This window comes from Phenylobacterium sp., from assembly GCF_031360265.1.
Classification (GTDB): Bacteria; Pseudomonadota; Alphaproteobacteria; order Caulobacterales; family Caulobacteraceae; genus Phenylobacterium.
The window spans coordinates 63,602-82,370 of the sequence record NZ_JANMBF010000099.1; the positions used below are offsets into that span (position 1 = coordinate 63,602).

Here is an 18,769-nt window from a genome sequence, read left to right on the forward strand (position 1 = left end):
CGCATGACCCTGATCATTGCCGGAACCGTGCGCGTGCCGCCCGAGAACCTCGAGACGTTCAGACCTCATATGCAGGCCATGCTGGCCGCCAGCCGGGCCGAGGATGGCTGTCAGGACTATTCCTATGCGGTCGACGTGGCCGATCCGGGACTGGTCCGCGTCTTCGAGGCCTGGCGCGATCAGGCCGCCCTCGACGCCCATTTCCGGACGTCGCACATGGCGGCGTGGCGGGACCAGTGGCCAAGCTTCGGGGTATCCGACCGCCAACTCTTCGCCTACGAGATCGCCTCGCAACGTCCGCTCTAGGGTGGAAAGAACGTCATGGCCGGGCTTGTCCGGGCCATCCATGATCTATGTGCCGGCAGACTCGGATTCGGGGGCGCCGCAGCGCTCCGGCCTTCATCGCCGAGATCATGGGTCACCCGGACAAGCCGGGTGATGACGATCAAAGAAGAACCGATTGAATCACCTGGCGTCGAGGGGCCCATGACTGACCTGCTGCTGCTGCCCGGTGACGGGATCGGGCCCGAGGTGACCGCCCAGGTCCGCCGCGTCGCCAACCGCCTGGCCAACGACCTGACGATCGACGAGCGCCCTTTCGGGGGGACCAGCTTCGACCTGCATGGCTCGCCGCTGACCGACGAGACGCTCGCGGCAGCAAGGTCGGCCAAGGCCGTGCTGATGGGCGCGGTGGGCGGACCTCAGTGGGCCAACGCGCCGCGCGCCCATCGCCCGGAAGCCGGCCTGCTGGCGCTGCGCACCGGGATGGGCGTGTTCGCCAACCTGCGCCCGGCGCTCTGTTTCCAGCCGCTGGCCGACGCCTCCAGCCTGAAGCGCGAGCGGATCGAGGGCCTCGACTTCATGATCGTCCGCGAGCTGACCGGCGGGGTCTATTTCGGCCAGCCGCGGTTCATCGAGGACCTGCCCGGCGGCGGCCGCCGCGCCGTGGACACCCAGGTCTATACCTCGGGCGAGATCGAGCGGGTGGCCCGCGTGGCCTTCGAACTTGCTCGCGGCCGACGGGGCAAGGTAACCAGCGCTGAGAAGTCCAACGTCATGGAAACCGGGCTCTTGTGGCGGCAAGTCGTCACCGACCTGCACGCCCGCGACTATGCCGACGTCGAGCTGGAGCACATCCTGGCCGACAACGCGGCGATGCAGATCGTCAAGAACCCCCGGCAGTTCGACGTCATGGTCACCGACAACCTGTTCGGCGACATCCTGTCGGACATCTCGGCCCAGTTGACCGGCTCGCTGGGGATGCTGCCGTCAGCGGCGCTGGGCGCGCCTGGGACGCCGGGCCTCTACGAACCGATCCACGGCTCGGCGCCCGACATCGCCGGCCAGGGCATCGCCAACCCGCTGGCCGCGATCCTGTCGTTCGAGATGGCCCTGCGCTGGTCGCTGGCGCGGCCGGACCTTGCCGACACGCTGTTCGCCGCCGTCAACCGGGCGCTAGAGACGGGCGCGCGGACGCCCGACCTGGGCGGGACGCTGAGCACGGCGCAGATGGGCGACGCGGTGCTGGCCGAGCTTTAGGCTCCCGCCATCGCCGCGAGCCCGCGCGCCCTGGCCTCGGCGGCGGAATAGTAGACGACCCCGTCGCCCCAGTCGTGGACCCGCGCGTCGGCCGGTGGCTGGGCGGCGTCGCCGCAGAGGAAGGCCAGTTCCTTCGCCGTCAGCATGCCCCAGCGGGCGAAGGCCTCGGCGGCCGTCGGATCCGGCCGTGGGTCGGCGGTTGCGCCGGGCAGGGCCGCCTCGAGGCCGGCGACGTACTCCTCATAGCCAACCCAGCCGGCGACGGTGTGCTCGCCGCCGGGGCCCTTGAAGATCACGGTGGGCAGGGCGTAGCGGTCGTGGCCCTCGGAGTGCTTCAGCTCGCCGTTCATCGGGCTGTCGTGCTTGAGATTGCGGACATAATCATTAGGAAGCCTCGTTTCCCGCCAGTCGGCCTGGTAGGCGGCGGCGACCTCGGCGCGGGCCTGGTCGGCGCGCCAGCGGGCCTGGTCGAGACCCGTCACGCCCACCGTCGCGGCTGCGAACTCGTCGGGGGTCTGCGGCCCGATCCCGTCGACGAAGATCCGCTCGCGGAAGCGGCGCAGCACGGCGTCGGCCACGTCCTGGCCTTGCAGCTCGGCGGCCTTGACCGCGGCGCCCAGCGGATCGGTGGATCGCAGCATCAGGCGCATGGGGTTCGGATAGGGCATGTCGGTCAGCCGCCAGACCCGCTTCCAGTAGGCGCGCATGGGCTCGGCCGCGCTGACCCGGTCCCAGCCGTCCCTGCCGGTGGAGGCGTCGCCGACCAGGCCGCCCATGACCTTGCGCCAGGCGATGTGGTGGCCGTGTCGCCAGTCCAGCCGGCGCAGCAGCGGTTCCGCCCCCCAGGCGGTCGAACAGACGGCGTCGGTATATTCGACGGCTTCGACCCGTGACATGGCGGCTTCCCCGGCGCGGGGCCTAAGCGCCCCTTGCCCAAGCGTCCCGCCGCGCGCGGCCGATGGCAAGCAAAACTCCGCGAGCGTCCTGGCGGGTCAGCTCAGCTCAAGCCCAGTCTCATGCGCCAGCACAGCCCGGACCGCCGCGATGGCCCGGGCCACGTCGGCCTCGGTGGTGCGCCAGTTGCTGACGCTGATCCGCATGGCGCGGCGGCCGTTCCAGGTCACGCCGCCGAACAGGGCCTCGCCGGAGGCGTTGATCGCGGCGATCACCGCGTCGGTGCGCTGGTCATGGTCGGCGTCGGTGGCGGCGGCGGACGGGGCCGGGAACCGCACCAGCGCCTGGTTGAGGCCCGAGGTGGAGATCAGTTCCGCGCCGGGCAGCGCGCCGATGCCCTCGGCCAGGGTGCTGGCGTGCCGGCAGGTCCGGTCCACCAGGTCGGCCAGGCCCTCGCGGCCGAGCTCGCGCAGGGCCGCATAGACGGTGAAGCCTCGTGCGCGCCGCGACAGCTCGGGGTTCCAGTCCAGCGGGTCGCGCGCCACGCCTCCGCCCGGCGGCAGATAGCTGGTCGCCAGCGACATGGCCGCGCGATGCGCATCGGCGTCGCGGACGAAGGCCAGCCCGCTGTCGTAGGGCGCGTTCAGATATTTGTGGCCGTCGGTGGTCCAGCTGTCGGCCAGTTCAATCCCGTCGGCCAGCTGGCGGTGCGCGGGATTGACCTTGGCCCACAGACCGAAGGCTCCGTCCACGTGGGTCCAGGCCCCGGCCGCCCGGGCGATGGGAACCAGGGCGCGGAACGGGTCGAAGGCGGCCAGATTGAGCTCGCCGGCCTGCAGGATGACGATGGTGGGGGCGTCGCGTTGGGCCAGGGCGGCGGCGAGACCCTCCGGCGTCACCCGGCGCTGGGCGTCCAGCGGCAGGGGCTCCAGGGCGTCCAGGCCGAATCCCAGGATCCGCAAGGCCACGTCCACCGAGCCATGACGGTCGGGGTTGGCCAGCACCCGGATCGCCGGCGCCCCGGACAGCCCCTGGCGCTCCACGTCCCAGCCGCGATCCCGCAGCACGCCGTGCCGCGCCGCCGCCAGGGCGGTGACGTGGGCCATCTGGCAGCCGGTGACGAAGGCGAAGCTGGCCTCGGCCGGAAGATCGAACAGGTCCTTCAGCCAGGCGCCGGCGACCTCCTCGACCACGGCCGCCGCCGGACCGGAGATGTGCAGGCAGGCGTTCTGGTCCCAGACGGTGGTCAGCCAGTCGGCCGCCATCGCCGCCGGTGTGCCGCCGCCGATCACCCAGCCGAAGAACCGGCCGCTCTGCGAGCCGACGATGCCGCCGGCCACGTCGGCGACCAGGTCGTCGATGACCTGGGTCGCCTGCGTCCCGCCGTCGCCCAACGGCCGGGCCAGGCGCGCGCGAAGGTCGCTCAGGGAGACCGTCGCGGCCACCGACCGGGTGTCCAGGTCATCGAGGAACGCTTGGGCGTGGTGAGCCGCGCGGTTCAGGGCCGCGCGTTCGGGGGTGTCGGTCGGCATCGGTGGCTCCTCAGGCGCGTGGAAAAAGGCGACGCGCGGCTCGCAAGTCAACCGCCGGCGCGGCGGGAATCGGCCCTCGGCTTGCCAAGCTGGCGGGACCGTGATCCGTCAGCAGCGATTGTCAGGACCCTATGGAGCTCGCAGATGGCCCACTGGCTGGTGAAGTCGGAGGCGGCGAAATACGCCTTCGCCGACCTCGTGCGGGACGGCAAGACCGTCTGGGACGGCGTGCGCAACAACACCGCGGCCCTCCACCTGAAGGCCATGAAGGTCGGCGACGAGGCGTTCTACTACCACTCCCAGGAAGGGCTTGAGGTCGTCGGCGTGGCCAGGGTGGTCACCGAGGCCTTCCTCGATCCCGGCGATCCCGCCGGCCGCTTCGTCGCCGTGGAGCTAGCCCCTGTGCGGCCGCTGAAAAGCCCCGTGACCCTGGCGCGGATGAAGGCCAACCCGGCGCTGGCCGACATGGCCATGCTGCGCCTGTTCCGCCTGTCGGTGTCCCCCGTGAAGCCGGACGAGTGGGCGGCGATCCTGACGATGGCGGGCGAGCGATAGGATTCCTATGCGACGAGGTTGTTCGGCCTCGGCGACGGTTCTAGGGTTTCCGCCTCCAATTGGGGGGAGCGACACCATGACCAAACTCGAACGCGCGCCGACGCGGGACGTCCGCACGCCGATCATGGAGTCCTCCCGCTGGGACGGCTTCGCGATGCGGCCCGACGACATCGTCATCGCCACCTATCCCAAGTGCGGCACCACCTGGACCCAGCGAATCGTCGATCTGCTGGTGTTTCAGGACCCCGCGCCACGGCCGATCATGGACACGGCGGTCTGGCTCGACTCGCGGATTTTCGACACCCACGAGGCCAATGTCGCGACCCTGGCGGCCCAGACCCACCGGCGGTTCATCAAGAGCCACCTGCCGCTGGACGCCCTGCCGATCTACGACACGGTGAAATACATCCACGTGGCCCGCGACGGCCGCGACGCCTTCATGTCCTGGCACAACCACGTGAGCGGCTTCACGACGGAAACCAGGATGAAGGTCAGCGGCGTCATCATGAGCGACCCGGCGCTGGCCCATATGATGGCCGGCGGGCCGCCGCCGGCGCCGCCGGCGGACCCCCAGGTCTTCTTCCAGTCCTGGATCGCGCAAGCCGAGGCGGACCCGGCCAGGGGGCCGGGCGCCGACCTCTCCTATTTCGACTTCGAAAACACCTACTGGGCCGAGCGCAGGCGCGAGAACCTGCTGTTCGTCCACTACGCCGACCTGAAGGCCGACCTCGCCGGCGAGATGGCTCGTATCTCAACCTTCCTGGAGATCGACACGCCCGCCGACCGGCTGGCGACTCTGGCCCAGGCGGCGGGCTTCGCGGCGATGAAGGCGAACAGCGAAGCGCTGCTGCCGCACATCGGCGAACACTTCGACAAGGGCGCGGAGCGGTTCCTCAACAAGGGAACCAACGGCCGCTGGCGCGACGTGCTCACCGACGCCGACCTCGCCCGTTACGAGGCGGTGTTCCGCCGCAAGGTCTCGCCGGCCTGCGCCGACTGGCTGGAGCACGGTCGCCTGAGCGCCGGCGATCCCCGCGACATGCCGGACTGAGAGGGGGCCGACTGACCGGGATTGGGGACGCTACTTCGGCGTCGGATCGGGGCCGGTCCAGGTCCAGCCGGCGATCTTCCAGCCCTTGTTGTCCTTCCGCATGGCGAAGGTCATCTGCGCCGGCTCGTGCATGGCCACGCCCTTCTGCTGGAAGCTGTAAGTCGCCGCGATGATCACATAGGCGTTCGATCCCGTGATCAGTTCGCGTTTCACCGGCCCGAGGGTGACATGCTCCCCGGTGATCCCCGCCGCGGCGTCGTTCTTCGTCAGGTCGGCCACCCAGTCGCTGAACGCCTTGGGGCCGCGCCAGAGGTAGGGCGGCACCTCGTCGATGATCGAGACGTTGGCCAGGTGGGTGGCGGCGGCGCCGGTGATATCGTTCTTGTTGAAGGCGTCGATGAACCGATGGATCGGCGCCTCAAGCTGAGGGTTCGCCGCGGTCGCGACCGAGGCTGTCGACAGCGCCGCCAGACACAGGGCGCCAAAAACCACGGATTTCATCAATTCCTCCTCTGGTTCGAATCTTCGTCCACCGACGCTATCGTCCATCGCTCGGCGCCGCCAGAGCCGCCGCTCCGCAGGGCGCTGACGCCTTCGGCTCTCGATCTGACCCCCCAAAGCTCGTCCTGGCCCGGCTCGGGAGCCTGCCCCGGGCGGTTCAGGTCGCGATGCGACCCGGAGGGCCACCCACTATCGCCGCAGCCACCGACATGGCGGCAGCAGACCATGCCGCCACGACAGAAACGGACGTGGGATTGGGGCCGAGTGGACAATTTTTGGCGGACGTTGGGAAGGTCTGCTTCCGGGCGCCGATCATCCCCGTATGCGTTTTCGACTCTCTCGCGGAGGCGGGTGGGCTATGGTGGCTTTGGCGTCATATCTGAGGGTTCCCACGCATGCGAGTTCTGGTCACCGGCGCCACGGGCTATATCGGCACGGCCGTGATCGCCGAGCTGGTCGCAGCGGGGCACCAGGTGCTGGGCGTCGCACGGTCCGATGAGGGCGCGCGCGCGCTGGAGGCGCGAGGGATCGACGTCCATCGCGGCGTCCTGACCGAGCCGCAGACGCTGGCGGACGCCGCGCGAGCCTGCGACGCCGTCGCCCATACCGCCTTCATCCACGACTTCTCCCGCTTTGCCGAGAGCGCCGAGATCGAGCGCGTGGCGGTGGCCGCGATGCTCGACGCCCTGGCGGGGTCGGACAAGCCCCTGGTGATCAGCTCCGGCCTGCTGATGGTGCGGCCGGGCGAGGTGCTGACCGAGGCCGTGGTCGGCGGGGACTTCGGGCGCGGCGCCACCGAGACCCTGGTGGTCGCGGCGGCCGAGCGCGGCGTGCGCACCGCCGCCATCCGCCTGGCGCCAACGGTGCACAGCCAGGACGACCGGGGCTTCACCCCGCGCCTGATCGACATCGCGCGCCAGAAGGGCGTGGCGGCCTACATCGGCGACGGCGCCAATCGCTGGCCGGCGGTGCACCGCCTCGACGCGGCGCGGCTCTATCGCCTCGCCCTTGAGAAGGGCTCGCCCGGGGCCCGCTACCACGCCGTCGGCGACGAAGGCGTGCCGACGCGCCAGATCGCCGAGGCGATCGGGCGCCATCTGAGCCTGCCGGTGCAGAGTCTTGAGGCCGAAAAGGCCGGCGAGCACTTCGGCTTCCTCGGCATGTTCTTCGGCCTTGACGCGCCCGCCACCGCCCACGTCACGCGGGCCGCGCTGGGCTGGGCGCCCCGCGAGCCGGGCCTGCTGTCCGGCCTGGGTGCCGACGCCTATTACCAGGGCGCCAGCAAGTACTGAGAGGAGACTGTCGATGGCCAAGACCCTTGTCGTCGTCGGCTATGGCCCCGGCGTCTCCGCCGCGATAGCCGAGAGGTTCGGGGCTGAGGGCTTCTCCGTGGCCCTGGTGGCGCGCACCGAGGCGAAGCTGGCGGCCGGTGTCGAGGGGTTGAGGGCAAGGGGGATCGCAGCCGGCGCCTTCCCGGCCGATGCCGGCGATCCGGCGTCGATCCGGGGCGCCATCGTCGCGGCGCGCGCGGCGCTAGGCCCCATCGGCGTGATCCACTGGAACGCCTTCAGCGGGCGGGGCTTCGGCGACCTGTTGACGGTCAACCCGGCGAAGGCGGCGGGCCTGTTCGATGTGGCGCTGGTGGGCCTGCTGAGCGCCGTACAGGAGGCGTTGGCGGACCTGAAGGCCGCCGGCGACGGCGCGGTCCTGGTCACCAATGGCGCGTTCGGCGAACTCAACCCGATGATCGACGCCATCGCCATTGCCCTGGGCGAGGTCGGCGTGCCGCTGGGCAACGCGGCCAAGGCCAAGCTTGTGGGCCTGCTGTCGGCCAGGCTTCGCGGCGAAGGCGTCTATGTCGGCGAGGTCACCATCGCCGGCGTGGTCAGGGGCACGGGGCCGGAGAGCCCCGGCATGCCCACTCTCGAGCCGGCCGTCATCGCCGAGGCCTTCTGGCGCCTCTACACGGCGCGTGACGAAGTCCGCGCCCGGATCGGCTGATCGCGGCGGTCATTCGGCGCGTCCGATCTTCGGCCTTTTCTGGACGACGCTCATTCCGTTTTGAGCGACGAACGCCGCGGAGCGTCCGATGGAACCGCTTGGGGCCAGCCCGGTCGCGCCGGCGATGGCTGGACGGATCAGTCTTCGTGTCCGAGACCAGACGTCATCGAACAGTATTCCGCGAACACACCCACAAGAACTGTAGTCTCCAAAAGCAATATCGACTGGCAACTGAAGAGTGTTCTTGGATTTGTCACACCAAGTTCGCAGGTCTGTCGTCTCCCGCCGCTAGCCCCACGGACGGAGCCGGACATCCAGCCGCGGATATTGGACGCGCTCCACCAAAGGAGCTTGGCGTGCATCGATCGGCCCTCAGACTGGCGTTACTTTCGGCCGCCAGCCTTCTCACATTCGCTCATCCCGCGATGTCAGCGCAGCCGCCCTCCGGCGCCATCGCCGGGCATGTCATGGGCGTGAAGGACAGCAAGGGGCTTGCCGGCGCCGCGGTCAGGATCAGGGAAAACGGTCGCACGGCGAAGGCCGGCGCCGATGGATCCTACGCCCTTGGCGACCTGGCGCCTGGCGCCTATACACTGGTCGTCACCGCCGCGAACGGCGCTGAGACCGAGACCCGTGTCGCGGTGAAGGCGGGCGAAACGACAGCCCAGGACCTCTCCGCAGACAACAAGACGACAGCCCTGGAGGAGATCGTCGTCCTCGCCCAGCGCGCGCCGCAGGCCCTGGCGCGCAGCGCTCAAAAGGAAGCCCCCAACCTGGTGGTCATCCAGACCTACCAGGAGATCCGCAAGCTGCCAGATGTGTCGACGGCCGAGGCGGTTCGGCGGGTGCCGGGGATCTCGCTCGAGACCGACGAGGGAGAGGGCCGCTACGTCAATATCCGCGGCCTGGACGCCGATCTCAACAGCACCACCTTCGGCGGCTTGCGCCTGCCGCCGACGAACAACGCCTCGCCGTTCGGGGGCTATCGCGCCGTCACGCTCGATTCGATTCCGATCGGCCTGGTGGGGGCGATCACGGTCACCAAATCCAACCTGCCCGAACAGGACGCGGAGGCGTTGGGCGGGACGATCGAGATCACGCCAAAGACCGCCCCGCGCGGTGGAGAGCCGTTCATCCAGGGCAATATTGGTTCCGGGTATGAGCCGCTTCGCAACACGCCGATCACCGACGTGGCGGTGACAGCCGGCGCCCACTTCGGCGGGGCGTCGGGGTTCCTCAGTCCCGGACCGTTCTCGATTGTGGTGACCGGGACGTATTACGAGGACAAGCGCGGGATCGACGACGTTGAGCCGGCCTATTTCAATGACCCCAAAGGCCTTGGCGCCAGACCCTATAGCGCGATCAGCGACCTCCAGCAGCGGGACTATGAGCTTAACCGCAAACGCCACACGCTCGGCATCGACCTGGGTTATCAGCCGGACGACAACAACAGCTGGTACCTGCGCGCCTTCGAAGCGGGCTACACGGAGCGCTACAAGCGACAGATCCTGGAACTCGTGCCGGACGGCAACGCGGCGCTCCTGCCAAACGGCCAGATCGTGGACACCTTGCAGGCCGCGAACGCCGCTGGCCAGTCGACGGCCATCCTGAAATCCCTCCGCGACGAGGCTGAGACGTCCACCGACCGCGTGTTCGTCGCTGGCGGCAAGAACATCTTTGACAAGGCTGTCCTCGACTACAGGGTGGGTTTCACTGAAGGAACCTACCACAAGCCCTATGACGTGAACTCCACGTTCGCTTACACGCCGGCGCCCGCCGCGGCCACGATCACCTATGCTCCGACCGGACCCGGGCACGTGCCCCTCTATACGATTGGCGGCGCGACCTACGCGGATCCCGCCAACTATCAGTTGGTGAACCTGGTCAACGGCAAGGCGGACAATTTCGACAAGGAGTTGTCGTTCGCCGGAAACCTCCAATACCCGCTCGCCGTCTGGGGCTCGGATGAAAGCCTGAAGGTCGGGTTGAGCGCTCGCCTGCGGCACAAGCGCACGACCGCGCAGCCCCTGTCCTATGCCAACCTCACCACGTTGCCGTTGGCCGCGGCCTCGTCGACTCCTCCCGAGCGCTACTATCGGGGCCTCTATCAGAACGGTCCGGACATCATCCCCGGATTTCTACAGAACATGTTTGGTCCCGGGCAGGTCGCCGCGTCCGACCAGCTCAGCGCGGATCAGCAGTATCTGGACGTGAAGGAAAACGTCTACGCCGGCTATGGCGAATATCGGGTGACCTTGGGGCGCCTGGGCATCCTCGCAGGGGTGAGGGTGGAGCAGACCGACGATCGATCCACGGCCTTCGCGCTCGTGAGGGACGCAACCGGCAGTCAGGTCGCCAATCCCGTGCGGGCGTCGAACAACTATGTCGACTTCTTCCCGGCGGTGCAGCTGCGCTATGAGATCGAGCCCGATCTGATTGCCCGCGCGACCTATTCCTCGACCATCGCCCGGCCGGGATTCAACCAGTCCACCGCGGCTGAATCCATCGACCTCGGGTCAGGAATCGTGTCCGAAGGGAATCCGAACCTCAAGCCAGCGCGGGCGAACAGCTTCGATATCAGTTTTGAAAAATATCTCGGGGGGTCGGGCATCATCTCCGTGGGATTCTTCTACAAGGATATCTCCAACTACATCGTCGCGAACAGTATCGGTACGAGAGTGGTGCAGGGCGTGCTGCTCAAGGATTTCACATTTGCAAATGCGAACGGATCTTACGCGCGAGGCGTTGAGCTGAACATCGACGAGAAGTTCCTCATGCTTCCAGGGTTGTGGAGCGGTCTCGGGGTCAGCGCGAACTACACCTACGTGGATTCCCAGTTCGAGATCCGTCCGGGCGAGAAATCGCCACTCCCGTCATCCTCGAAGGAAACCTGGAACGCAGCCCTATACTATGAGAAGGGTCCGGTGGCGTTGCGTCTGGCCGCCTATTCGACCTCGGCAGATCTCTTCGCCATTGGCGGGGACAAGACCAGCGATGTCTTCAACGCCACCCGAACCTCGATGGACATCGGCGCCAGCTACAAGGTCAATCCAAACTGGGTGGTCTATTTCAACGCCAAGAACCTGCTGAACACGCCCCACGCCTTCTACCAGGGGACGGCTGACCGACCCATCCAGCGCGAATTCTATGGCCAGACCTACCAGGTGGGCGCCCGGTTCGACTACTGAGACGGCAAGCCGGCGCGCGGCGCGTCGGCCTCACTTCACCCGCGTCCAGTAATCCTTGAACTGTCCGGCGATCGTGGCGGTGAACCCTTCGGGTCCGAAGCTCACCACCACGCTCTCGCCGGCGGGCGCATATTCCAGGCGCCCCGCCCGATGTACGACCGGGCTGCAGTGGTCCTTCACCGGCGGCGGCGTGTGGGTAAACCCCGGCCCGTCGAGGTTGTCACGGGTCGTGAACAGCATCCACTCGCAGTATCGTCGGGGAAGGCCGAGGGCGCCAGCAGCGCCAATCCCACCACAATCCCCAGCCACAGCTTCATCGCCCAACGCCCCGGCGGGCAAACCCGCCGTAGACCCGTGGCGGACGGGAGCCTTCCGGGCGGGGGGTGTCAATCACCGGCGCGATGAGTTTACGCGCACGGCGCCTTTGCTGTACCCAGCCCGCACGACCCGCACGACCCGCACGACCCGCACGACCCGCACGACCCGCCCGCACGACCAAGCGGCTGGCGACCCGCGCTGGGCTCGCCCGCTTCCTCTCGAACCGTCACGCCGCGAAGGCGCAGGACCCCGCCGATGAAACCCTCCTCCGCTGCCGCCCTGACGTTCGAAGAGGTTGTCATGGGGCGCCGGAGCATCCGCGGCTTCACGCGCGAGCCGGTGGCCAAGGCGGTGATCAAGGAGATCATCGCCATGGCGATGCGCGCGCCGTCGTCGCTGAACACCCAGCCGTGGAACTTCTATGTGGTGGCCGGCGCGCCGCTCGACCGTATCCGGGCGGGCAATACCGAGCGCAACCTGGCCGGCGTGCCGTCGTCGCGGGAATTTCGCAGCCATGGAGACTATGCCGGCGCGCACCGGGAGCGGCAGATCGGGGTGGCCAAGCAGCTGTTCGCGGCCATGGGCATCGAGCGGCATGATCAGGAAAAGCGCCAGGACTGGGTGCTGCGGGGCTTTCGCCAGTTCGATGCGCCGGTGTCGATCGTGGTGACCTATGACCGATCGATCCACGGCGGAGACATCGCGCCGTTCGACTGTGGCGCGGTGGCCAACGCCCTGGTCAACGCGGCCTGGTCGCGGGGCCTGGGCTGCGTGATCAACAGCCAGGGGATCATGCAGTCGCCCGTGGTCCGCGAGCATGCGGGAATCCCCGACGACCAGGTGATCATGATCTGCATCGCCATGGGCTATCCCGACGACAGCTTCCCGGCCAATGCGGTGGTGTCGCAGCGCAAATCGGTCGATGAGGCCGCTGTATTTGTCGGCTTCGACGCCTAAGGTCAGCCGCCGCCCAGAGGAGCGTTCAGCCGCCATGCAGCCCACGATGAAGCTCTATTCCGGGGATCTCAGCCCGTTTTCCGCCCGCGTGCGGATGCAGATCTACGCCAAGGGCGTCACCGACATTGCGCTGGAGCGGCCGGCGACGTTCGGCACGCCGAAGTTCCGCCAGGACCATCCCATCGGCCGCATCCCGGTGCTTGATATCGACGGCGACATGATGCCGGAATCCGACGTGATCGCGGAATATCTGGAGGAGATCTATCCGCGGCCTTCGATGCTCGGCGCCACGCCGCGCGAGACCGCCCATATCCGCACGCTGGCCCGCATCGGCGACATCTACATCATGAACAACATGTTCATGCTGTCGGGGCAGACACGGGCCGCCACCCGCAACGACGGGATCGTCGAGCTGCTCGGCGGCCAGGTGGTGCGCAACATCAAGGCGCTGGACAGGCTTATCGGCCAGGACGGCTTTGCCTGCAGCGGGCGCCTGACGATGGCCGACTGCGCGCTGGTCCCCGGCCTGTTCATGGTCGAAAACGTGCTGCCGGCCACCGGCCTCGACAATCCGATCCCGGCCAACGCCAGGGTCGCCGCCTATTGGGCCGCGATCCAGACCAACGAACACGCCGCCAGGACCCTGGTGGAACTGCATCGCGGCCTGGAGGAGCGGCGCGAACTGATCCGCACCGGCGCCTTCGATAAGATGATGGCGGCGTCGAGAGCGGCGATGGCGGCGGCGGAAAGCTGAGGGATCGCGCCGCGGTCGAGGGGCCCCTACGCCGCTATTGCGGCAGCTGCTGAACCTGTTTCACCCCGTCGTCGCCGATCTCATAGTAGTCGCCCCTGTCCGCGACGAAGATGTGAATCGCCAGATGGGTGGCGGTCGGCGTGTCAAAGGCGCCCATGGCCAGGCCGATCCAGTCACGAAACAACGGATCCCAAAACAGCGACGAGCCGCAGGTCGAGCAGAAGCCCCGGCGCGCCTTGTCCGAGGATCGATACCAGGTGACGTGGTCCTCGCCGCGGATGGTCACCGCCGCGCGCGGGACATCGGTCGAGGCGAAGTAGTGCCCGGAATGCTTGCGGCACATGCCGCAGTGGCAGGCGTCGGGTCCGGGAAGATCGCCTTTCACCTCGAAGGTGACGGAGCCGCACAGGCAGGATCCTCGATGCATGGGAAGCCCTCGATGTCAGATGCCTGGCGTAGGCTAGAGGGCCGCGACAAATAGACAAGCCGCGCGAACCGGCCGGCTGGCGCTTCGCCAAGGGTGCTCCCTGCGTCACCTCGCCGGACGAGGCGGGGAGGTCGGATACGCCCTCGGCGCGCACTGGCCGCTATCCCGCCGCCAGCGCCGACCAGTCCGCGCCGGCCAGGGCCCTCGTCAGGCGTTCGAGGTCGGCCTTCAGCTTCTCGAAGCCGGCGGTGGGCGTCAGGTTCGCCTCGTCCAGATAGAGCGCGCGGTTGATCTCAATCTGCAGGGCGTGGGTGCGCCGCGCCGGACGGCCGTAGTGCTCGGTGGTGTAGCCTCCGGCGTAGGGGGTGTTGCGCGCGACGCTGTAGCCCATGGCCCGTAGGTCGCGCTCGACCCGGGTGGTGAGCAGGCCCGCGCAGGCTGCGCCATAGCGGTCGCCGAGCACGAAATCGCAGGGCCGCTCGCGTCCGCCGAGCCGTCCGGCGGCCGCCGGCATCGAGTGCCAGTCGACGAGGATGGCGAACCCGTGCGCCCGGTGCGCCTCGGCGATCAACGCCTCCAGGGCGGCGTGATAGGGTCGGTGCGCGCCATCGATGCGGCCCCGCGCCTCGGCGAAGGTCAGCTTGCGCGCATAGATCTCCTGGCCCTCGGAAACCACGCGGGCGATGGCGCCCAGGCCGGCGGCGACCCGGGCGGTGCGGATGCGGGCGAAGTCCGGCAGTTCGTCGGCGAACATGCCGGGATCGAGTTCGAAGGCCTCGCGGTTGAGGTCGATGTAGGCGCGGGCGTAGCGGGCGGCGATCAGGGCGGCGCCGAGGCCGGGCGCGGCGGCGATCAGGTCGTCGACCAGGGCGTCCTCGGAGCGGCGGATGGCGTGGGCGTCGAGGGTGGCGGCGGCCCTCATGTCGTCGGGATAGTGCCGGCCCGAATGGGGCGAGGCGAACACCAGCGGCGTCGGCGCCGCGCGACCTTCGGCGGCCGCCCGCCACAGGCCAAAAGCCGCGCGCGCCGGCGCGGCCTCGGCGGCCCCTGGCGCGACCACAGGTTCCACCAAAGGCTCCCCCAAAAACTCCCCCAAAGGCTCCCACCCGGTCATCGGGGCCATAGAACGCTCAGCCGGGGGCGCGGGTCAAAGGGTTCATCGCGCCTTTACCGTTGACGGGGTATGCTGATCCGTTCGCCAGATCGCGCGCGCCCCGCGTCCCTGCAATCCGGAACCCCATGCCCCGAATTCTCCTGGCCGAAGACGACGACAGCCTGCGCGGGTTCCTCGCGCGGGCGCTGGAGCGCGCCGGCTTCGAGGTCACCGCCTGCGCCGACGGCGACGCCGCCGCCGCCGTTCTGGACCAGGAGTGGGACCTATTGCTCACCGACATCGTCATGCCGGGGATGGACGGGATCGAGGTGGCCCGCCAGGCCGCCGCCCTGCATCCGGGCCTGAGGATCATGTTCATCACCGGCTTCGCCGCCGTGGCGCTGGCTGCCAGCGACCAGACCCCGCCCGGCGCCAAGGTGCTGTCCAAGCCCATCCACCTGCGTGAGATCGTCTCCGAGGTGGAGCGGATGATCGCCGCCTGACGTCGCCGGCGCCGGCGCGCTTGCGCGGGGCTGGCCACGTCGGTATATCCCCGCCTTCCCGGGACCACGGCTTGGACGCGTAGCTCAGCGGGAGAGCACCTCGTTGACATCGAGGGGGTCACAGGTTCGATCCCTGTCGCGTCCACCACCGCATGTTGAAATTTCTACCGTTTTTGGGCTTCTAGGAAATACATCCATCATCCCGCCCATCTAATCCCGATCTCAATATTGTGGGCCGCGGGTGATATCACCCCGAACTTGCGTCGGTGGCGCGCAGCGATCCGGGTCAGGCGCGGCTGCCCTTCGCATTGCTCGGCTAGTCGCGGCGGCATTCGTGGAGCATCACGACATTTAGATAGGGCGCAGCTAGATCGTGCCCGCGATTGTAGCGGGGAAGCGTCTTGTCTTCCTCTTGCGTGATCCAATTCACCCCAGCGAACATTAGGATCGCCTGAATGTCGTCCGGCTCGGGATCGGCAAGGGCGAAGAGCCTCTTGAGGAGATCGGCGACCGGCGGGTGGTGCTCCCATTTGACCGTTTGTCGGGTCTTCCGGTGTTCCCAAGGCCTCAGTCGCAAATCACCCAGCTTTTGTTCATCCGCCAACGCCTGGGCGGCGACTGACACCCCCGGCACCACAAAATACTCAAGGTGTCGAACCATGCGATCAATGACCGACCGATAGTAGTCTTGCTCGACGGCGTTTGATCGGTGATAGGCGCGGAGCAGCGGTGCCATGGATTCCGCAACTGCGCCGGTCACACCCGATAGCATCCCGGCCGGTGTTCTCAGCTTCATGCTACTCCCCAATTCTCCAACGCTAGACCTGCCTCGACGTCCTACCGCCTATCAGACCGCCGCACATATGGGCGATTGCGTACTCCGCTGATCTGCGGCGCCGTCCAGGCGGGTTTCAAGTCAGTCTGCCGGGTCTACCAGTGGGACGGTGCTGCCGGCGTCCTTCAAGACGACGCCGCTGAAATACTCACCCGCAATGGCATCGCCTGCGATCCCGCCTCGGCTGGCACCACCCGACGTCATCTTGCCCCAATAGTCGGTCGTAACAACACGTGCGCGGACCATCGCGGGCCATGGGGAGAAGGTGAAGTGGAGGTCGGCAGGCACCTCGGCATGGGTCCATCGAAGGTTGTCATGGACCGCCGCCCGAACGGTCGTGATCCGACACGGCTCCGACGTCGTCAACGTGACCGGTTGCGTCGTGATCACAGCATAAGCCTCCGCTTCTTGGGCTTCCTTGTCTCTTGCACCCATGACGCGCGGATCATTGTTCCCGCGCTCTCGCAAGCTGGTGACCAACTGCCCAGCCGACGCCATGACGACATTGTCGGGGATGGTGACCCGGCTGATCCCGTTCTCGGCAGCGTCAGACATGAGACAGATTTCGAAGTTGCCCGAGCCCCTCGCGGGCGGAACCCACGCGGGCTGAAACAACGGCGGCGAGCCCTCCGATTTGGCGCCCGCAAGGGACACGGGCGGGCCCGTCGGCTCGGCAGCAGGCGAGGGTTGGTCGCCGCATCCCGCAAGAGCCACAACCGCAACCATGACTAGGAGCATTCGCACAGTGCCGCAGGCTGGCGGCCTCACCGGTGACGTGGTGCGCCCCTTCATTTCGACGGGTATGCCGCCTGTTGGGCAGCTCCGATTTCACAAGCTTGAGGGGCATCGGTCAACACGCAACGGCCTGCGGCCCGCGCCATGTTCATCTCGCCGAAGCCCGCATCTCTCTGCTCCGCGACACACGCCTTGTCCCTTCCGCAGAGCTTCTCGTTGCTCGCCTCGACTTCCTTCTCAAGCGCAATCCGCGCCTTCCGATATTCCGCCTGCAACCATGCTAGATCGTGGCCTTCAATCTGCTCGAAATACGGGGTGGGTCGGCCAATCTCGTCGGCATTATTCCAGAGTTCCGCGCGCGTAGTTGTGAGCTGGTCAGTCACCTTCTTCCAATTGGCGTCGCCCCAGCCCAACGGTGTCACGCCCAACTCACGTCGGCGCACCGCGATGTAGGCTGAGGCGGCTAGCGTTTCCGCAGGAGTGGTTTGTGACGGCGCCGGTGGTTGCTCATTTTCTAGCGTGGCCTGGGCAACTTGCTCGGGGTTCTTTTCGACCGCCCCCGTGGTCTTTCCGCAATTCACCAAGATCACGCCCATAGCGAGGGCCATCACCCCCGCGCAGCCGATCACCACCGCTCTGCCTGCTGCGCTCCGCACCGCCACTGACGTAACCCCGTGTACGTCTCGGCTGGAGCCGGGACGGTTGATCACGCGCACACAGGGAACGCGCCTCCCGTATTTCCTACGAGAGGTGTTTTATTTCGGGAGCCGCCCGACAAAGCGGGGGTCCCTGCGTGTGCGCGTGATGCGCCCCGCCGACGGTGATCAAGCCGGGCGACGGTGAGGTAGTGTTCTCACGATGCCCGTTGAAAGGCCAGAGATGGCTGCTGGGCGGCCTCCGGCTCGCCGATGGGTCCGGTGCCGGAGCGGCGAGAACCGAGGCCCGAGGGCCTTGTTGAGGTCTGGCGAACGGCCAAAACTGCGCCGCTCTAAGACATGGTCATTTCACGCGCCGCTGCGCTCGCTATGATCCATTCTGGCGTCGGGTGGTGGAAACGCGATGAACATGTGCCTTGTCTACGGGGTCCTGCGGGATCTGGGCAGCTTCATCGCCGGACTGCTCGCGCTGCTCGCCGGCTGGCTCGCGTATCGGGCTGGTATCGTCCAGGCCCGCGCCACCAAAAGCTCGGGCGACAAGCAGGTTGCGACGCTTGAACACCAATTGAGCCAATTCGCATCTCACGAACGTCAGTCCGACGACCGCCGTCGCCACGCCCTTCTCATGGCTCTGTCCATGGAGGCGTCGCGCACGAAAATGCTTCTCGATCTGCGCAAGTCCACCCTCCATCGCATGTGGCCGAGCATGTCGAACGAGATCATCCCAGCGACAGTTGCCGCAACCTATTCAATCGAGATGATGGTCGAGCTGCGTCACAACGCTGACCTCGACGCGCTCCTCTCGGAAGCTGTGGCAATAGGGGTCCGTGAACTGATCGCCCGCATCGATCAGCTCAATGCGATGATCACCTTCAAGGGACCAATCGCCGATTTGCACGACAAGGAGATGGACGAGCTGATCACCAAGGCATGGATCGCAGCGAATGAACTCCAGAAGGACGTGTCAATCGAGATCGAACGAGTTAGTCCGGCGACACTTGAGCCTTTCCTTTAGCTAGTCGGAGGTGCCGAGTTCGCTAGGTTGCGTTAGCCTCACCGGCCTTAGGGAGGCGCGCGTGGTCACGATCAATCGCCAATGGTGGGAGCACTTGGCTCCCAAGGTGATGCAGCGGCGCGCCCGCGAGGTGGAAGCGCTGCTCCAGACCTGGACGCAGACGGGCTACGGGGCAATGTGGCTGGGTTCAGTCCGGCAGGAAGGCGGCATTATCC

At 67.4% G+C, this 18,769-nt stretch carries 20 protein-coding genes and 1 tRNA gene; 12 read left to right on the forward strand and 9 right to left on the reverse strand.

Going from position 1 to position 18,769, the window contains the following annotated elements; translation table 11 throughout:
* Nucleotides 1-3 precede the first annotated feature (3 nt).
* Complete coding sequence (locus RMN86_RS08750; protein WP_309605447.1) at nucleotides 4-306, forward strand: putative quinol monooxygenase; 303 nt, start codon at nucleotides 4-6, stop codon at nucleotides 304-306.
* 180 nt (nucleotides 307-486) lie between these two features.
* On the forward strand, nucleotides 487-1,539 hold the full coding sequence (leuB, locus tag RMN86_RS08755) for a 3-isopropylmalate dehydrogenase (protein WP_309605448.1): 1,053 nt from the start codon (nucleotides 487-489) through the stop codon (nucleotides 1,537-1,539).
* Here leuB and RMN86_RS08760 read toward each other — a convergent pair.
* Both RMN86_RS08760 and RMN86_RS08765 read right to left on the reverse strand, forming a co-directional pair.
* Nucleotides 1,536-2,435 (reverse strand): DsbA family protein, encoded by a 900-nt coding sequence (locus tag RMN86_RS08760; protein WP_309605449.1) that lies wholly within the window; start codon nucleotides 2,433-2,435, stop codon nucleotides 1,536-1,538. The genes leuB and RMN86_RS08760 overlap by 4 nt on opposite strands.
* 96 nt (nucleotides 2,436-2,531) lie before the next feature.
* Complete coding sequence (locus RMN86_RS08765) at nucleotides 2,532-3,965, reverse strand: pyridoxal-dependent decarboxylase (protein WP_309605450.1); 1,434 nt, start codon at nucleotides 3,963-3,965, stop codon at nucleotides 2,532-2,534.
* Between the two features lie 144 nt (nucleotides 3,966-4,109).
* Between RMN86_RS08765 and RMN86_RS08770 the strand changes: the two genes are divergently transcribed.
* The gene (locus RMN86_RS08770) at nucleotides 4,110-4,520 is read left to right on the forward strand and encodes an EVE domain-containing protein (protein WP_309605451.1); all 411 of its coding nucleotides are present in this window, start codon (nucleotides 4,110-4,112) and stop codon (nucleotides 4,518-4,520) included.
* Nucleotides 4,521-4,596: 76 nt separating this feature from the next.
* Entirely contained in the window at nucleotides 4,597-5,571 is a 975-nt protein-coding gene (locus RMN86_RS08775) for a sulfotransferase domain-containing protein (protein ID WP_309605452.1), read from the forward strand.
* 30 nt (nucleotides 5,572-5,601) lie between these two features.
* Here the strand turns inward: RMN86_RS08775 and RMN86_RS08780 are convergent, their stop codons facing one another.
* Nucleotides 5,602-6,072, reverse strand: a complete 471-nt coding sequence (locus tag RMN86_RS08780; protein WP_309605453.1) for a nuclear transport factor 2 family protein — start codon at nucleotides 6,070-6,072, stop codon at nucleotides 5,602-5,604.
* Between the two features lie 395 nt (nucleotides 6,073-6,467).
* Between RMN86_RS08780 and RMN86_RS08785 the strand changes: the two genes are divergently transcribed.
* From RMN86_RS08785 to RMN86_RS08795, 3 genes are all read left to right on the forward strand, one after another.
* Entirely contained in the window at nucleotides 6,468-7,364 is an 897-nt protein-coding gene (locus RMN86_RS08785; RefSeq protein WP_309605454.1) for an SDR family oxidoreductase, read from the forward strand.
* A gap of 13 nt (nucleotides 7,365-7,377) precedes the next feature.
* Nucleotides 7,378-8,073 carry an SDR family NAD(P)-dependent oxidoreductase gene (locus tag RMN86_RS08790; RefSeq protein ID WP_309605455.1) on the forward strand — a complete coding sequence of 232 codons (696 nt, stop codon included), beginning with the start codon at nucleotides 7,378-7,380 and terminating at the stop codon, nucleotides 8,071-8,073.
* Nucleotides 8,074-8,219: 146 nt separating this feature from the next.
* The gene (locus tag RMN86_RS08795; RefSeq protein ID WP_309605456.1) at nucleotides 8,220-11,261 is read left to right on the forward strand and encodes a TonB-dependent receptor; all 3,042 of its coding nucleotides are present in this window, start codon (nucleotides 8,220-8,222) and stop codon (nucleotides 11,259-11,261) included.
* A 30-nt stretch (nucleotides 11,262-11,291) separates the two neighbouring features.
* Here RMN86_RS08795 and RMN86_RS08800 read toward each other — a convergent pair whose 3' ends face one another.
* Nucleotides 11,292-11,501 (reverse strand): hypothetical protein, encoded by a 210-nt coding sequence (locus RMN86_RS08800; protein WP_309605457.1) that lies wholly within the window; start codon nucleotides 11,499-11,501, stop codon nucleotides 11,292-11,294.
* 333 nt (nucleotides 11,502-11,834) lie between these two features.
* On the opposite strand from RMN86_RS08800, the gene RMN86_RS08805 reads away from it, so the two are divergent.
* Both RMN86_RS08805 and RMN86_RS08810 read left to right on the forward strand, forming a co-directional pair.
* Nucleotides 11,835-12,536 carry a nitroreductase gene (locus tag RMN86_RS08805; RefSeq protein WP_309605458.1) on the forward strand — a complete coding sequence of 234 codons (702 nt, stop codon included), beginning with the start codon at nucleotides 11,835-11,837 and terminating at the stop codon, nucleotides 12,534-12,536.
* A gap of 34 nt (nucleotides 12,537-12,570) precedes the next feature.
* Complete coding sequence (locus tag RMN86_RS08810) at nucleotides 12,571-13,290, forward strand: glutathione S-transferase family protein (RefSeq protein WP_309605459.1); 720 nt, start codon at nucleotides 12,571-12,573, stop codon at nucleotides 13,288-13,290.
* Nucleotides 13,291-13,324: 34 nt separating this feature from the next.
* On the opposite strand, the gene RMN86_RS08815 is transcribed toward RMN86_RS08810, so the two are convergent.
* Together RMN86_RS08815 and RMN86_RS08820 are read right to left on the reverse strand one after the other, a co-directional pair.
* Nucleotides 13,325-13,717 (reverse strand): GFA family protein, encoded by a 393-nt coding sequence (locus RMN86_RS08815; RefSeq protein WP_309605460.1) that lies wholly within the window; start codon nucleotides 13,715-13,717, stop codon nucleotides 13,325-13,327.
* A gap of 160 nt (nucleotides 13,718-13,877) precedes the next feature.
* Nucleotides 13,878-14,831, reverse strand: coding sequence for an N-formylglutamate amidohydrolase (locus RMN86_RS08820; protein ID WP_405041335.1), 954 nt, complete (start codon nucleotides 14,829-14,831; stop codon nucleotides 13,878-13,880).
* 125 nt (nucleotides 14,832-14,956) lie between these two features.
* Between RMN86_RS08820 and cpdR the strand changes: the two genes are divergently transcribed.
* Together cpdR and RMN86_RS08830 are read left to right on the forward strand one after the other, a co-directional pair.
* Nucleotides 14,957-15,313: a cell cycle two-component system response regulator CpdR gene (cpdR, locus tag RMN86_RS08825; RefSeq protein ID WP_309605462.1), complete on the forward strand. Its 357-nt coding sequence runs from the start codon at nucleotides 14,957-14,959 to the stop codon at nucleotides 15,311-15,313.
* Nucleotides 15,314-15,386: 73 nt separating this feature from the next.
* A tRNA-Val gene (locus RMN86_RS08830) sits at nucleotides 15,387-15,461 on the forward strand.
* Nucleotides 15,462-15,629: 168 nt separating this feature from the next.
* Here the strand turns inward: RMN86_RS08830 and RMN86_RS08835 are convergent.
* The 3 genes from RMN86_RS08835 to RMN86_RS08845 all read right to left on the reverse strand — a co-directional run bounded on the left by RMN86_RS08835 (nucleotide 15,630) and on the right by RMN86_RS08845 (nucleotide 17,512).
* Entirely contained in the window at nucleotides 15,630-16,109 is a 480-nt protein-coding gene (locus RMN86_RS08835) for a hypothetical protein (protein WP_309605463.1), read from the reverse strand.
* 120 nt (nucleotides 16,110-16,229) lie between these two features.
* The gene (locus tag RMN86_RS08840; RefSeq protein ID WP_309605464.1) at nucleotides 16,230-16,703 is read right to left on the reverse strand and encodes a hypothetical protein; all 474 of its coding nucleotides are present in this window, start codon (nucleotides 16,701-16,703) and stop codon (nucleotides 16,230-16,232) included.
* 233 nt (nucleotides 16,704-16,936) lie between these two features.
* Nucleotides 16,937-17,512, reverse strand: a complete 576-nt coding sequence (locus RMN86_RS08845; RefSeq protein ID WP_309605465.1) for a hypothetical protein — start codon at nucleotides 17,510-17,512, stop codon at nucleotides 16,937-16,939.
* Nucleotides 17,513-17,948: 436 nt separating this feature from the next.
* On the opposite strand from RMN86_RS08845, the gene RMN86_RS08850 reads away from it, so the two are divergent.
* Complete coding sequence (locus tag RMN86_RS08850) at nucleotides 17,949-18,554, forward strand: hypothetical protein (protein ID WP_309605466.1); 606 nt, start codon at nucleotides 17,949-17,951, stop codon at nucleotides 18,552-18,554.
* The last annotated feature ends 215 nt before the right edge of the window (nucleotides 18,555-18,769 follow it).

What these genes read in the sequence shown, in the direction of transcription:
- RMN86_RS08750 (WP_309605447.1), top strand. Translation starts at nt 4, where the DNA reads ATGACCCTGATCATTGCCGGAACCGTGCGCGTGCCGCCCGAGAACCTC.
- leuB (WP_309605448.1), top strand. Translation starts at nt 487, where the DNA reads ATGACTGACCTGCTGCTGCTGCCCGGTGACGGGATCGGGCCCGAGGTG.
- RMN86_RS08760 (WP_309605449.1), bottom strand. Translation starts at nt 2,435, where the DNA reads ATGTCACGGGTCGAAGCCGTCGAATATACCGACGCCGTCTGTTCGACC.
- RMN86_RS08765 (WP_309605450.1), bottom strand. Translation starts at nt 3,965, where the DNA reads ATGCCGACCGACACCCCCGAACGCGCGGCCCTGAACCGCGCGGCTCAC.
- RMN86_RS08770 (WP_309605451.1), top strand. Translation starts at nt 4,110, where the DNA reads ATGGCCCACTGGCTGGTGAAGTCGGAGGCGGCGAAATACGCCTTCGCC.
- RMN86_RS08775 (WP_309605452.1), top strand. Translation starts at nt 4,597, where the DNA reads ATGACCAAACTCGAACGCGCGCCGACGCGGGACGTCCGCACGCCGATC.
- RMN86_RS08780 (WP_309605453.1), bottom strand. Translation starts at nt 6,072, where the DNA reads ATGAAATCCGTGGTTTTTGGCGCCCTGTGTCTGGCGGCGCTGTCGACA.
- RMN86_RS08785 (WP_309605454.1), top strand. Translation starts at nt 6,468, where the DNA reads ATGCGAGTTCTGGTCACCGGCGCCACGGGCTATATCGGCACGGCCGTG.
- RMN86_RS08790 (WP_309605455.1), top strand. Translation starts at nt 7,378, where the DNA reads ATGGCCAAGACCCTTGTCGTCGTCGGCTATGGCCCCGGCGTCTCCGCC.
- RMN86_RS08800 (WP_309605457.1), bottom strand. Translation starts at nt 11,501, where the DNA reads ATGCTGTTCACGACCCGTGACAACCTCGACGGGCCGGGGTTTACCCAC.
- RMN86_RS08805 (WP_309605458.1), top strand. Translation starts at nt 11,835, where the DNA reads ATGAAACCCTCCTCCGCTGCCGCCCTGACGTTCGAAGAGGTTGTCATG.
- RMN86_RS08810 (WP_309605459.1), top strand. Translation starts at nt 12,571, where the DNA reads ATGCAGCCCACGATGAAGCTCTATTCCGGGGATCTCAGCCCGTTTTCC.
- RMN86_RS08815 (WP_309605460.1), bottom strand. Translation starts at nt 13,717, where the DNA reads ATGCATCGAGGATCCTGCCTGTGCGGCTCCGTCACCTTCGAGGTGAAA.
- RMN86_RS08820 (WP_405041335.1), bottom strand. Translation starts at nt 14,831, where the DNA reads ATGACCGGGTGGGAGCCTTTGGGGGAGTTTTTGGGGGAGCCTTTGGTG.
- cpdR (WP_309605462.1), top strand. Translation starts at nt 14,957, where the DNA reads ATGCCCCGAATTCTCCTGGCCGAAGACGACGACAGCCTGCGCGGGTTC.
- RMN86_RS08835 (WP_309605463.1), bottom strand. Translation starts at nt 16,109, where the DNA reads ATGAAGCTGAGAACACCGGCCGGGATGCTATCGGGTGTGACCGGCGCA.
- RMN86_RS08840 (WP_309605464.1), bottom strand. Translation starts at nt 16,703, where the DNA reads ATGTCTGACGCTGCCGAGAACGGGATCAGCCGGGTCACCATCCCCGAC.
- RMN86_RS08850 (WP_309605466.1), top strand. Translation starts at nt 17,949, where the DNA reads ATGTGCCTTGTCTACGGGGTCCTGCGGGATCTGGGCAGCTTCATCGCC.